This is a genomic window from Salinibacillus aidingensis, from assembly GCF_039522525.1.
Lineage (GTDB): Bacteria > Bacillota > Bacilli > Bacillales > Alkalibacillaceae > Salinibacillus > Salinibacillus aidingensis.
In genome coordinates this window covers 220946-235080 of sequence record NZ_BAAADO010000004.1, presented here as the reverse complement: position 1 = coordinate 235080, position 14135 = coordinate 220946, and the positions used below count along the sequence as shown (strand labels likewise).

Below are 14135 nucleotides of genomic sequence, written 5' to 3'. Positions count from 1 at the left end.
AGACAGCCTTTGTTGTTATTAAGAATAATGTTTTTCAACAATATCTGCGCAGCGGTCACATAGGTCTTCATGCTTTTCATGGGAGCCGACTGATTCAGAGGATACCCAGCAGCGCTGACAGGTTTCTCCTGGATGTTTTTCAACGGCAACCTTCACATAATCATATTCCTTTGCTTCTGACAAGCTTTCCGTCAGCTCTACTTCAGAGACAATTAAATACTGATGCAGGTGCTCAATTTCCTCCAGCAGGTTCTTGGTACGTTCGTCCTTGGCTGATAAGGTAACTTTGGCTTCCAATGATTTACCTATGACTTTTTCATTTCTTGCCTCTTCAAGAGCCTTTAAGACATCATCACGTACTTCCATGAAATGATCCCATTTTGCTTTTAGTTCGTCCTGATTAGGGAGTTCACGCACTTCAGGCATATCGGTTAACTGTACGCTTTCCTCTTCGGTTCCAGGAATATAGCTCCATACCTCATCCATTGTGTGAGACAGAATTGGGGACAGCAGCTTTGTCAACGATGTAATGATTTCATAATACACTGTCTGGATACTGCGGCGACGCTGATCATTCTCCGGCTCAATATAGAGAATATCCTTGGCAAAATCGAGATAGAAAGAGCTTAAGTCAATCGTACAGAAGTTATGAATCGCCTGATAAATGGCAGAGAAATCATACGTGTCATAAGCATGATCCACTTTTTTAATCAGGTTTTGTAATCGAATGAGCATGTAACGATCGATTTCCTCTAAATCCCCATCTTTCAGCTTATCCGTTTGAGGGTCAAAATCATTTAAGTTTCCAAGCATAAAACGGACGGTGTTACGAATTTTACGGTAAACCTCAGACACCTGTTTTAAAATTTCATTGGAGATACGAACATCAGCCTGGTAATCTACACTGGCAACCCATAGTCGTAAAATGTCGGCCCCAAATTGCTTCATAATCTTGCTTGGAATCATTACATTCCCCAGGGATTTACTCATCTTGCGTCCATCACCATCAAGAGCGAAACCATGACTTAAAATCGATTTATACGGGGCTTCTCCTGTTACAGCAACCGCAGTTGAAATCGACGAATTAAACCAGCCGCGGTATTGGTCGGATCCTTCTAAATACATATCCGCCGGACGTTGTAATTCAGGCCGTTCAACTAATACACCCTGGTGAGATGAACCTGAATCAAACCAGACATCCATAATGTCCGTTTCTTTTGTAAATTCCCCATTTGGACTGGATGGATGTGTAAACCCCTCAGGAAGTAGATCTTTAGCTTCACGCTCAAACCATACATTGGATCCATGCTCTCTAAATAATTCAGAAACGTGGTTAATGGTTTCATCATTGATAATAGGCTCGCCATTTTCCCCATAGAATACAGGGATTGGCACTCCCCAGACACGCTGACGGGAAATACACCAGTCCTGACGATCCCGAACCATATTATAGAGTCTTGTCTCTCCCCATTCCGGTACCCACTGGATACGCTCAATCTCTTTAAGAATATCTTCACGGAAGTCCTTGATGGATGCGAACCATTGGGAAGTTGCACGGAAAATGGTTGGCTTTTTCGTTCTCCAGTCATGCGGGTAAGAGTGTGTCATAAAGTTCAGTTTTAATAGTGCCCCGGACTCTTCCAGTTTTTCCGTAATCAATTTATTCGCTTTATCGTAGAATACTCCTTCAAAGCCTGGTGCATCAGAAGTGAATACCCCTTTTTCATCAACCGGGCATAATACATCAAGATTGTACTGCTGACCAACCCAGAAGTCATCCTCCCCGTGTCCTGGAGCGGTATGAACACATCCTGTACCCGCATCTGTTGTAACATGCTCTCCTAAAATAACGAGTGAATCACGATCATAGAAAGGATGTTTAGCGACTGTACGATCAAGCTCCTCACCTTTGTAAGTTTGCTGAACGTTGTAATCCTGCCATTCCAATTCATTCGCAACTTCCTCCACCAGTTCAGAAGCTACAATATATTTTTCAGATTGAACAGAAACAACCGAATATTCCAGCTCCGGATGTACGGTAATGGCAAGGTTTGCAGGAATCGTCCACGGTGTTGTCGTCCAGATAATAAATTTCTCATCACCTTTTAGGACGTTTTTGCCATCTTTTACATCAAAGGCAACATAAATCGACGGGGAACGCTTATCCTTATATTCAATTTCAGCTTCTGCCAACGCAGATTCTGATGATGGTGACCAGTACACAGGCTTATGACCTTTATAAATATAGCCCTTTTTCGCCATTTCACCAAACACCTGAATTTGTGCTGCTTCATAATCCTTTGTCAGCGTAATGTAAGGATTCTCCCAGTCTCCGCGTACACCGAGCTGTTTAAATTGCTGTCGCTGGCGTTCAATTTGCTCACGTGCATATTCTTCACAAATTTTTCTGAATTCAGATTCGCTCATAGATTTACGATCGACTTTTTTCTTCGCAAGCGCCTGTTCGATTGGTAATCCATGGGTATCCCAACCAGGAACATAGGGTGCATGAAAACCAGCCATTGACTTATAACGAACAATGATATCCTTCAGAATTTTGTTAAGGGCATGCCCCATATGTAAATCACCATTTGCATATGGAGGGCCATCATGAAGAATAAACATGGGTCTTCCTTCTGTTCTCATTTGAACCTTTTCATAGATTTTTTCTTCTTCCCATTTTTGCTGCATTTCAGGTTCTTTGTTTGGAAGATTTCCACGCATAGGAAATTTCGTTTTTGGCATTAATAAGGTTTCTTTATAGCTCATTCCTATTCTCCTTTTTCTTTTATAGTAAAACAGTTATTTCCAGGATTTTTAATGTTTAGTACAAAAAAGGCACCTCATCCCGAATAAAAGGGACGAGGCGCCTCGCGTTACCACCCTGATTGATGAATAAACATACAGATATTTTATCCATCCTCTTTATCATTCGTAACGTGAATGAATCGTCCTTGGCTACTTGTTATTTACTCTATTCACCAGGAGACTCAAGGGTGATCTTCCATGAAATGTGCTGTCCGGGCTTCCACCATCCCCGGCTCGCTTTGCATTCATCATTCAATGTACTGTCCCTGTCATCGTCTTTCTAAATGTTTAGGTTTTACGAGGGAAAACGGACCTTAGCCGTTACTCAGATACACAAATATAACATTCAGAGTAACATAAAAGGTCTGCAGTTCCCTGTTAAGATTTTAAACCATCGGCAGGTAAAAAGTCCTGTCAGTGTGCTTTACTTTATACTTTTGCATTATATTCAAAAATGATTCCGGCGTCAAGATTGGTTGTCTGAAAGTTGATATTCCACTGTATTCTGCTCTTCATCCGTCTGGTCCAATTCCATTTCAAAGAGCTCATCCCAGTCATCGTTTTCAATCATATCAAGCTGAGCCTGTACAATCATTTTCATGCGAGTTCGAAATACCTTAGCCTGTTTTTTCAGCTCTTCTACTTCCAATGTAATTTTTCTCGACTTGGACAAAGCTTCATTAATAATTCTGTCTGCATTCTTTTCTGCTTCTTTTATAATAAGCTTAGCTTCTTTATTCGCATTATTTTTCACGTCTTCAGCTGTTTCCTGAGCAACTAAAATGGATTTATTTAAAGTTGTTTCAATATCATTAAAATGACCAATTCTTTCCTTTAAATCGGCTACTTCTTCTTCATATTCCTTTTTTTCACGAATAACTTTCTCATAGTCTTTTATGACCTGGTCAAGAAATTCGTTGACCTCATCTTCATCGTATCCTCTGAATGTGCGGGTAAATTCTTTATTATGAATATCGAGTGGTGTTAACGCCACAAAGGTAACCCCCTTGAATTTAATCTCTTTTATTTGAAATAATTCTTCGTCTGTACTTTCAAGTAATTCGACGTGATTTGTCTTTTTCCTGCTTATTTTTCCTTTTATTTTAAAACACCGGTTAATATCCGCCATTTTTCTTTTTTGGTCTGGCCCGATATTTGAATAAGCTTGCTTCGGCCCTTTTTTCGAACGGATATCATATCTCCTTCCTCCATTTGGAAGGACGGATCTTCAACCACTCGGTGATTCACTTTAACATAGCCTTTTTGAATCCACTCGCTGGTTTTATTGCGTGAAAGATTGTAGATTTCTTTCATAACGGTGTCTAATCTGAGAGAGGAAACGGTACCTTCCTTCGTCTGCCACTGCTCCGGAGAAGGTTTCATTTCATCCAGTGGAACCGATTTAAAGTGCAGTCGGGTCTTCTTAATACCCGTTAAGTGAAGTTCAAGAAAGGTGGCAAGTTCCTTATCTGCAACAATTTGAACCGTATCGTCCACCACCATAAGGTCGCCTGCCTTTTTACGCTTTATTCCAAGCGACATAAGAGCACCTAAGACATCACGATGGGTAATCTCAACAAACTTTCTGGCAAACTGACTTTGAAGCACAACAATATCGAAGTCTTCATTATGTATCTCTTCATAGAAAGGTGCCAGAATTGCTCTTTTTCTCTCTGTTTTATCATCGCCTCCAAAAAAATGAAGGTTCATATCAGGATGATTCCCAATAACCGAAGAAAGAATAATCTGCTCTCTGGGGTCTAAAAAGTCTGTGAGCTTTCGCTGATACGTCTGCTCTACCTCATCTCTCCACGCTAAAGCCTGATCTATAAATGCCTGTTCTTCTTTTCGAAAATGCTGATAGATATCCATAAAAATCTCCTAAACACCTATTAAAAGAAAACCATAATAAAGAGTTGTTCCAATCCTAATTTAGCAAATTGAATAGCAAAAATCGCCACGATAGGAGAAATGTCTATCATCCCAAGTGGTGGAATAAACTTCCGGAATGGCTCCAAATAAGGTTCTACAATTTTCCCGAGCATCTGCCCGAACGAGGATTCCCGGGCACCAGGAAACCAGGACATTAAAATATACACAACGATTGCATACATGTAAATTAATAAAGCCGTTTGCAACAAATTATAGATTTCGATCATCTACTTCCCACCTTTACAATAAATCTTCATCCATCAGATCCGTGATACTGCCTGATACATCGATGTTATCAGGTGCACAGATAAAGGTTTGCTGTCCCAATTTTTGAATAATCCCACCAATAGCATAAACGGTTCCGCTTAAAAAATCTACAATTCGCTTTGACTCCTGATGATTCGTCCTTTGTAGATTAATCACAACCGCCCTGCGATTCTTCAAATGATCCGCAATTTCCTGACAGTCATCATAACTTTCAGGTTCACATAATACTACCTTGGATGTTGAGGATTGAATACTTTCCAAGTGTACCACATTTTGAGCACGGCGGCTCGCTGCCGGAGAGTCTGGCTGTTCTGGGACCTCTGTTTCCTCTTCTATATATTCATATTCGTCTTCAAATGTAAAAAGGGATTTAAACTTATTTTTGATGCTCACCATTTACCCTCCAATTCTAAAATTCTTTCCCTACAAGTTTTGTACCAATACGTATGTGGGTCGCTCCTTCTTCGACAGCTATCGAATAATCATTGCTCATTCCCATGGACAAATAAGTGCAGGGTGCATGGGGAAGCTGCAGATTCTGTATTTGTTCCTTTAGTTTCCGGAGATTTTGAAAACACCCTCTTAAAAGATCTTCATTTTCTGTTTGCGGGGCCATTGTCATAAGGCCTGAGACCTCGATATGTTCATAGTTACCGAGCTTTTCAACAAAAGGGATCACTTCCTCAGGGTTGATTCCATGTTTTGAGTCTTCCCCGCTTACATTCACCTGTACAAAGCATTTGATCTTTTCAGACGCCCGTTTATTGACTTCTTTAGCCAAAGAAAGCCTGTCCAGCGAATGAAGATAGTCAATTTGATCAATAACATCCTTTACTTTTCTTGACTGCAGAGTACCAATAAAATGCCAGGTTGCTTCAGTCCCGAGTTCATTATATTTTTCCAGAAAACCTTCCTTGCGATTTTCTCCAATATCTTTAATACCTGCCTGTATTGCTTGATTAGCCGTTTCTATCGACACATACTTTGTAACGGCTATAATGGAAACCTCCTGCGGGTCACGTCCGCTCTTCCGGCAGGCCTGTTCAATATTTTCCCTGATAGAAGCCAGGTTTTCAGCTACATTCACTGCAAAAATCCCCCTTTTTCCTATTCAAATCCGATAAATGCCATCATTCTGCCGGTTTTTCCCTGATCTCTTCTATGTGAATAAAATAAATCCTCATTTTCGTATGTACAATAATTGGTTAAGGTAATCTGCTGTTCCTTTAGTCCTTTCTTTAAAAGAAGGTTTTTATGAAGCTGTTTAAGGTCCAGATAATAATGGGTTTCATCGCTCCTCGTCAATACATCCTCTGTTTGCATATCAAAGGGAATGTGCTGAACAACATGATGATCCACTTCATAATGGCGGGAACTAATACTAGGTCCTACGACAACCTCGATTTCTTCCAGTGGAACCTGATGGGTTAAAAAATGATCGATGACTTTAGGTCCCATCCCCTTTACCGTTCCCTTCCATCCGGCATGAGCTAAAGCTACCCATTCCTCCGAGCGGAAAAACAGTGGTACACAATCAGCAAATACCCCGGTTAACAATACATTTCTCTGATTGGTCATCCAGCCATCATATTCAAGCTCAAAGTTAGGCGGATGAGTAATATTGTCCCTGTTCAAAGAATCGTCCCATTCAAGTACATCTGTCCTGTGAACCTGTTTTGAACTGATCCAGTACCTGGCAGGAATTCCGATAATGTTTTCCATACGTTCATAATTCTTTAAAACCAGATCATAATCATCCTGTACATGGAATCCCATATTCAATGTATCATAAGGTTGTTGGCTGAAACCACCTTTTCTCGTCGTTATACCTGCTGTAATTCCTTTTTTCTTCCAATCAGGAATTTCCAAATAAGAGGATGTTCTTGACTTACTAAATAACTCACTCATGTTTATTCTCCTAAAAGTATTAGACGTATTTATTTTACCACATTTTTCGTCTTATTTCTTGTGTTATCTATCCTGATCACCTTTACTGCGCATCGTATTCATTTGTATTCATGCTATGGGTTAGTTTAGGAGTTTCTGTTCTTACTAAGATCACATCAGCCCCAATGGTCACAATATGATTCCACGGAATGACCATTTCTTCCTCATTACCGAATAAACCAAACATTTTGCCTTTCAAAGCAATAACAAGGGCTACGATATAGCCTCTGTCTACATCAATTTCCAAGTCTGTAATATAGCCTAATTTCCTTCCATCTTCAATCGCCACAATATCTTTTACCTGTAATTCTGATATGGTCATTTTTCTCACCACCTTACTTCTAATATATGCACGAATGAGCTATCATTCGTTTAAAAATATAAAAAACCCTGTCCACGAATCTATGGACAAGGTTCAAAACGGATATAAATGCTCATTATTGATTAATGTTTTTATTCATCTGGTCAATCGCTGCTTTTTCAAGCCTGGACACCTGAGCCTGCGAGATTCCGATTTCGTCTGCCACTTCCATTTGGGTTTTTCCTTGAAAAAAACGTTTGTTTAAGATCATTTTTTCCCGTTCGTTTAGTCTTCTCATCCCTTCTTTTAATGCGATTTCATCAATCCAGATGGAATCCTTATTTTTATCATCCTTTAATTGATCCATAACAAAAATCGGATCTCCACCATCATTATAAATAGGCTCAAATAGTGAAACAGGATCCTGAATGGCATCAAGAGCAAAAACAACATCAGAGTGGGGAATTCCCATTTCTTCAGCGATTTCCATTGGTGTGGGATCCTTTGAGGTTTTACTCATTAAACGTTCTCTCACCTGAAGGGCTTTATAGGCAATGTCCCTCAGAGAACGGGATACCCTTATTGGATTGTTATCACGTAAGTATCTGCGAATTTCACCAATAATCATTGGAACTGCATATGTTGAAAATTTTACATTCTGACTTAAATCAAAATTATCTATGGATTTCATTAGTCCAATACAACCAACTTGAAATAAGTCGTCAACATATTCACCACGATGATGAAACCTCTGAATGACACTTAAAACGAGTCGCAGATTTCCGTTTACTAGTTCCTCTCTTGCGAATTCATCACCTTCATGCATTCTCATAAATAATTTCCGCATTTCGTCGTTCTTTAGTACGGGCAGCTTTGATGTGTCGACACCGCATATTTCTACCTTATGTCGCGTCAATCTAAAACCCCTCCTAAGTGGAGATAGTGTCACCAAACAGTTTCTCCATTGGAGGGATTTTTATGCAGCACCTGAAATCATCCATTGTATTCTAAAATTACAAAATCTTAGACCATTTTATTAAACTCTTTCCGTAACCGCTTGATAATTTTTTTCTCAAGCCTTGAAATATACGATTGGGAGATTCCCAGCATATCAGCGACATCCTTTTGCGTTTTTTCTTCTTTCCCAATCAAACCAAAACGAAGCTCCATGATTTGTTTTTCACGGTCATTCAATGTGGACAACGCTTTATGAAGAAGCTTTTTATCTACATTAAACTCCAGTCCCCGGGTTATAATATCTTCATCTGTACCAAGGACATCCGAAAGCAACAGTTCATTTCCATCCCAGTCTACGTTGAGAGGCTCATCAAAGGAGACCTCCGAACGTATTTTATTATTCCGTCTCAGATACATTAATATTTCATTTTCGATACAACGGGAAGCATACGTTGCCAATTTGATTTTCTTTTCCGGATTAAACGTATTAACGGCTTTGATCAGGCCAATGGTACCGATACTAATAAGATCCTCGATATTAATGCCTGTGTTTTCAAACTTTCTGGCAATATAAACCACGAGTCGCAAATTTCGCTCAATTAAAATAGAGCGTGCACCCATATCACCCTCTGGTAACTTCTTTAAGAGTTCCTGCTCTTCTTCCTTTGAAAGTGGTGGAGGAAGGGCTTCATTTCCTCCTATGTAATAAATTTCATCAGATTTTATTCCGAGTTTTATCAGGATTTTATACCACAGTATCTGGAGTTTCATTTTAAATCTTTTCATTTGCCCGAACTTCCTCCTTTTAAATGTTAAGCAAGATAGGAAAACATCGACCTGCTTTTTTCGGTTAAATTAAGAAGATGCCTGCAGTTTTGAAGATTGCATCATTTTTGGGTGTAATAAACAATGATAGGTTCCATCAGATGAGAGTTCACCAAATTGGATACCTATAAAAACCTGGTCAAAGGCATAGTCCCGATCCTGATAGCGGACATAAAGTGAATCCGGTTTGAATATAAGTATAAATGTGCGCTTGCCTCCAACCCCCTGAAAAGGAATCATACGAATTCTGGAAATCCATCGATCCGGCAGTTCTTCAAACGACCAGTTCTCATGACAGCTTTTAATCGCATGCCACTCCTTATCTGAAAAAAACGGCTTAAGGATTTTTTCGTCGCATACAATGACCGGCTTCTTCGTAAATGGATCCATCAGATGATTTCCACTATCAAAAAATCCGGTCGTCTCATGAATTTGGTTATTTACACGAATTTTGACCGGGCATAATTCCTGAAAGCGTATGTTATCAAAATTGATCTGGTCCAACCTTCGTCGTGTAAACCACCAGACGATCGGAAAAGCAATCAACACGAAAATCCAGCTAATCATATCTCCATAGCCACTGTTATAGGTGATAAATAAACCGTCCTGTGACTGAAATTGCTGCCCCATTAAAAAGTAAATCCCGAATAAACCACCACCAATAGTAAACGTTACAAAATAAAAAGTGAAAAATTGCTTTAAGAACAATTTAGTGTTCTTAAAGCCAAAAGAACTAATTAAAATGAAAAAGGAAAAAATGATTTTCCCTGGTAAAGTTGCCAATATATTTTCTGGAAAAAATATATTTACAGGAACCAGAAGCGATGCAATGAAAGCTCCTGCTATCAGCCAACCTCTGTGTGTTTCCGACCTTGTTATCCAATGTACAATCTGTAAAATCATCCAATCGATTAAAAAATTCAAAAGCCAGACAGCATCCAAATATAAAGCCACAATATTTCCGCCTTTCCATTGGACAACTTTACTCTCAACGGTAAGTATAAAAAAACCTGGCCAAAAAGTCTGTCACATCCTGTATGCAAAAAAAAACTTATATTTTCCCATTTTGTCGGATAAAAAACGGAATAATTCTATCGCGTATCATCCAATTTTTCCAATCCACACAAAAAAAGAGGCAGGGACAAAAGTATTTTCGCTAAACATTAATTCGAATTTTGATAGGTTTAGAAAACACCGCTAAGGGAAGATAGCCTATCATTCGGTTTATGGCTCAGCGAAATAATAATATCCCGGCCTCTTTTGCTATTTACAAATGATCTGAACTGACCAGAGTAAAACTTGAACTTTTTGCCTTAATTTAAAAATTTAACAACTGCCTCAGCAAATGCATCAGGAACTTCTGAGTGGGAGAAGTGTCCACTATCCCTGAACATTATGGCATTGCCAGCCTTAACATCTTCACAAAATTTCTCTAAATGCTGGTTACAAGTAACAGGATCATACTGTCCTCCAATTAACAATGAGGGCTGTTTTACTTCTTTCAACATAGGAAGAATGGATTTAAAAATCTCCTCTCCTTCGATTAATCTGCTATTATGCACATTCGTTCTATCCAAAAACTGATTCCACTCTTCATTTGTATACCTGGCGTAATCTGTCTTATGCTCTGTATTATGAACATGAATTTTTATGCCATAATCTCCAAGCTCAGGGCGCATTTCAATAAATTTCAGCATAAGCTCTCTGGCTGACTTATCTGACTCTGCCAACATAAAAGATTCCTTTGCAAGTTCCGTTTTTTTTGACTATGTGCAATCTGTCCCATTTTCCGAAAAAGATTTCGGCCTGAAAGCCCAAAATCAAATGTTGGACATTCAAATATTATACGTGTAAGTTTGAATTCGGAAACATTACAGCATACTTAAGAGCAATAAAACCACCAAATGAATGTCCCAGTAAAGCCCATTTTTCAATGCCCAATTTTTCCCTTAGTTCTTCACAATCCTTTATAATATCATCAAGAGAAAAATCCTCATTGTCGTTAATCCCTTCAGACCTGCAGACAACCCTCTGATCAATAGCAATAAGTCGGATATTCTCCTTCAATCGTTTTGCCTGATGATAACAGAATTCGTAGCAGCTCTCCCCAGGTCCGCCATGAAGATATAGTAACGGTTCAGCATCTGTATTTCCATGAACTTTAACATACATATCCTTTCCACGTATTTTTTAAAGAATGAACTTCTGATACTTTGGTCATGTTTTATTCCTCCCCACCTTTAATGGATACGTCCACGTTTAGTTTTGAGCGGTATTCCAAACCAAATAACAGGAATTCTATATTTACATACGATTGTGAAGGAAAAAGGTTCCATTTTTGAAAGGTTAGCGAAGGATTTTTACATAATAATTGCAGTCATTCCCGTTTCCTGCATTTCAATATTAAAAATGCTTAAGTTTCACCCTTCATATTCATAAATCCTAAATCATTCTGAAACCAAAAAAAGCAGGAGTTAAATACCCCTGCTAAATTTTTGGTTATGAATTTTTGAAAAGATGAACTTTATACTCCATTAAGAGTAATCATAATGCAAATTGATTTGCTCAACGCATTTAGTTAACGACGATTACGGTTTCTCAGAAAGGCCGGGATATCCAGAGTATCCTCTTCAAATGCCGGCTGATTTTCTGTGCGGTTTGTTCTGCGCTGTTCCGCTGGTCGTTCTTTCTTTTCAGCTCCCACTGATGGGCGTGACTTAGGCTGAGCGGTTTTGGCCGCCTCATCAAAGCCTGTAGCAATAACTGTTACTACAATTTCATCCTTCAAGTCTTCATTAATTACCGATCCAAAAATCACATTTACTTCCTGGTCAGCCGCTGAAGTGACAATATCAGCTGCCTCCTGTACTTCAAAGAGACTTAAGTTTTCTCCACCGGAAATATTCATTAAGATACCGCGAGCCCCATCAATGCTGGTTTCCAATAATGGGGAGGAGATTGCTTTCTTAGCTGCTTCCGGTGAACGATTTTCACCAGTTGCAACACCAATTCCCATTAGTGCGGAGCCTTTATCCTCCATAATGGTTTTGACGTCTGCAAAGTCGACATTAATGAGTCCAGGAACAGCAATTAAATCTGAAATTCCCTGTACACCTTGCCGTAAAACATTATCGGCTTCACGGAACGCCTCAAGCATTGGTGTATTTTTGTCAACCATTTCAAGCAGACGATCATTTGGAATAACGATTAACGTGTCCACGCTTGACTTTAATGCATCTGTTCCTGAAACGGCCTGGGTTGAACGTTTGCGGCCTTCAAATAGAAATGGCTTCGTAACCACTCCAACTGTTAATGTGTCCAGTTCCTTGGCGATTTGCGCAATGACAGGAGCTGCTCCGGTACCGGTTCCGCCTCCCATACCTGCTGTTACAAAAATCATATCGGCACCTTGAAGAGCTTCTTCAATTTGCTCACGGCTCTCTTCTGCTGCTTTTCGACCAACTTCAGGGTTAGCTCCAGCGCCTAAACCTCTTGTCAGTTTTTCACCGATTTGTAATTTAACTTCTGCTTTTGATAGATTCAGTGCCTGAGCATCTGTATTAACGGCAATAAACTCCACGCCTTGAACTCCATGCTCAATCATACGGTTTACAGCATTACTGCCTCCACCGCCAACACCGATTACTTTGATCGTTGCCAATTGTTCCCTACCTGTATCAAAATCTAACATACATCGTTCCTCCCACTTTGCAAGTTTACCAGATTTGTTTTTTATGGTTTGAAGGAAACGCCAAATTAGTCAAAGAAGTAACTAAATAATTTTGCGAAACCTGATTCTTTATCTTTCTTCTTTTCGTGCGCCTGATTCGCTGTTTGACTCGATTTTGGCTTTTTCTGTTTTACCGTTTTTTGTTCAACATTGCTCATTTGAACAGACGGGTATATTTCTTTTCCCTGAACCTGAGAATTTCGATAAGCGAATTGTAAAGTGCCGACCCCGGCTGTATATTGAGGATCTCTTACACCTATGTAATCAGGGATTGCAATCCGTACATTTACCCTTAATAGATCCTGTGCCAGTTCTAATACACCAGGCATACTCATAACTCCTCCCGTCAGGACAAAGCCGCCCGGAAGATCCTGATAGCCCATTTTACGTATTTCCTGACTGGCAAATACGTAGATTTCTTCTAATCTTGCTTCTATCATATCAGAAATCTGTACTTGATTAAATGTTTGCTTTTGGTTGCTTCCTATCGTTGTTACCTCAAACACCTCATCTTCAGAAGCTGTATCATAAAAGGCATGTCCATGCTGGTGTTTTACTTCTTCGGCTTCTTCAGTAGAGGTTTTCATTCCAATGGATAAATCCTTGGTAATGTTGTCTCCGCCCAATGGAAAGACGGTTGTATCCTTTAAGTAACCTGATTCATAAACAGAAACGGTTGTACTCCCGGCACCAATATCAATAAGTGCCACTCCCAGTGCTTTTTCGTCCTCTGATAAGGCAACGGAGCCGGATGCAAGAGGCTGCAGGCAAATATCCTGAACTTCAAGGCCTGCTCCTTCAACACACTTGAGAATATTATGTAACACCGTTTTTGAGCAGGTAATGAGTGTTCCTTCCATCTCAAGACGAACACCAATCATTCCACGTGGATCTGTAATTTCATCCTGACCATCAACAATAAATTGCTTTGGAAAAACATCCACGATGGCTCGTTCAGGTGGTATAGACAGAACCTGTGCAGCATCTATGACTCTGGCAATATCATCCTGTCCTATTTCACGGTTTTCACTTGATACGGCTACTACCCCATGGCACGGAAGCAGTTGTACGTGATTGCCATTAATATTTACAACAACCCGGTCAATTTGCATATCAACCATACGTTCAGCCTGTTCTACTGCGGACCTTATAGCATGTACCGACTGATCTATGTCAACAATGGCTCCTTTTTTCATGCCGTTTGATTTAGCCGTTCCTACTCCAATAATATTTAATGAATCTTTTGTCACTTCACCGATAATTATTTTTACTCGGGATGTTCCGATGTCTAAACTTACAAGTATTTCATTGTTGTTCAATCTTTGCACCTCCTGGAAAGGGAAACGGGCCAATTTTAATGTTCATTTG

At 39.6% G+C, this 14135-nt stretch carries 15 protein-coding genes and 1 other annotated feature; all 15 genes read right to left on the bottom strand.

Annotated features, from left to right (window positions below):
* Window positions 1-18: 18 nt before the first annotated feature.
* The 15 genes from ileS to ftsA all read right to left on the bottom strand — a co-directional run bounded on the left by ileS (window position 19) and on the right by ftsA (window position 14086).
* Window positions 19-2769 (bottom strand): isoleucine--tRNA ligase, encoded by a 2751-nt coding sequence (ileS, locus tag ABD006_RS11220; RefSeq protein WP_343840962.1) that lies wholly within the window; start codon window positions 2767-2769, stop codon window positions 19-21.
* 85 nt (window positions 2770-2854) lie between these two features.
* Window positions 2855-3090: a binding site (T-box leader), on the bottom strand.
* A gap of 184 nt (window positions 3091-3274) precedes the next feature.
* A complete protein-coding gene (locus ABD006_RS11215) occupies window positions 3275-3802 on the bottom strand; it encodes a DivIVA domain-containing protein (RefSeq protein ID WP_343840959.1) in 528 nt (175 codons plus the stop codon).
* A gap of 104 nt (window positions 3803-3906) precedes the next feature.
* On the bottom strand, window positions 3907-4680 hold the full coding sequence (locus ABD006_RS11210) for a YlmH family RNA-binding protein (RefSeq protein ID WP_343840957.1): 774 nt from the start codon (window positions 4678-4680) through the stop codon (window positions 3907-3909).
* A 20-nt stretch (window positions 4681-4700) separates the two neighbouring features.
* Window positions 4701-4967, bottom strand: coding sequence for a YggT family protein (locus ABD006_RS11205; protein ID WP_343840954.1), 267 nt, complete (start codon window positions 4965-4967; stop codon window positions 4701-4703).
* Between the two features lie 13 nt (window positions 4968-4980).
* Window positions 4981-5400 (bottom strand): cell division protein SepF, encoded by a 420-nt coding sequence (locus ABD006_RS11200; protein ID WP_343840952.1) that lies wholly within the window; start codon window positions 5398-5400, stop codon window positions 4981-4983.
* A 16-nt stretch (window positions 5401-5416) separates the two neighbouring features.
* Window positions 5417-6094 carry a YggS family pyridoxal phosphate-dependent enzyme gene (locus tag ABD006_RS11195; protein WP_343840949.1) on the bottom strand — a complete coding sequence of 226 codons (678 nt, stop codon included), beginning with the start codon at window positions 6092-6094 and terminating at the stop codon, window positions 5417-5419.
* Between the two features lie 20 nt (window positions 6095-6114).
* The gene (gene pgeF / locus ABD006_RS11190) at window positions 6115-6915 is read right to left on the bottom strand and encodes a peptidoglycan editing factor PgeF (RefSeq protein ID WP_343840947.1); all 801 of its coding nucleotides are present in this window, start codon (window positions 6913-6915) and stop codon (window positions 6115-6117) included.
* Window positions 6916-6997: 82 nt separating this feature from the next.
* On the bottom strand, window positions 6998-7276 hold the full coding sequence (locus ABD006_RS11185) for a YlmC/YmxH family sporulation protein (protein WP_343840945.1): 279 nt from the start codon (window positions 7274-7276) through the stop codon (window positions 6998-7000).
* A 115-nt stretch (window positions 7277-7391) separates the two neighbouring features.
* Window positions 7392-8171, bottom strand: a complete 780-nt coding sequence (sigG, locus tag ABD006_RS11180) for an RNA polymerase sporulation sigma factor SigG (RefSeq protein WP_044157312.1) — start codon at window positions 8169-8171, stop codon at window positions 7392-7394.
* A gap of 107 nt (window positions 8172-8278) precedes the next feature.
* Window positions 8279-8998 carry an RNA polymerase sporulation sigma factor SigE gene (gene sigE, locus ABD006_RS11175; RefSeq protein WP_044157311.1) on the bottom strand — a complete coding sequence of 240 codons (720 nt, stop codon included), beginning with the start codon at window positions 8996-8998 and terminating at the stop codon, window positions 8279-8281.
* 69 nt (window positions 8999-9067) lie between these two features.
* Window positions 9068-9991: a sigma-E processing peptidase SpoIIGA gene (gene spoIIGA / locus ABD006_RS11170; protein ID WP_343840941.1), complete on the bottom strand. Its 924-nt coding sequence runs from the start codon at window positions 9989-9991 to the stop codon at window positions 9068-9070.
* A gap of 359 nt (window positions 9992-10350) precedes the next feature.
* Window positions 10351-10767 carry an alpha/beta fold hydrolase gene (locus ABD006_RS11165; protein ID WP_343840939.1) on the bottom strand — a complete coding sequence of 139 codons (417 nt, stop codon included), beginning with the start codon at window positions 10765-10767 and terminating at the stop codon, window positions 10351-10353.
* Window positions 10768-10879: 112 nt separating this feature from the next.
* Window positions 10880-11209: an alpha/beta fold hydrolase gene (locus tag ABD006_RS11160; RefSeq protein ID WP_343840937.1), complete on the bottom strand. Its 330-nt coding sequence runs from the start codon at window positions 11207-11209 to the stop codon at window positions 10880-10882.
* A gap of 406 nt (window positions 11210-11615) precedes the next feature.
* A complete protein-coding gene (gene ftsZ / locus ABD006_RS11155; RefSeq protein WP_343840935.1) occupies window positions 11616-12728 on the bottom strand; it encodes a cell division protein FtsZ in 1113 nt (370 codons plus the stop codon).
* A gap of 65 nt (window positions 12729-12793) precedes the next feature.
* The gene (gene ftsA / locus ABD006_RS11150) at window positions 12794-14086 is read right to left on the bottom strand and encodes a cell division protein FtsA (protein ID WP_343840932.1); all 1293 of its coding nucleotides are present in this window, start codon (window positions 14084-14086) and stop codon (window positions 12794-12796) included.
* Window positions 14087-14135 lie beyond the last annotated feature (49 nt).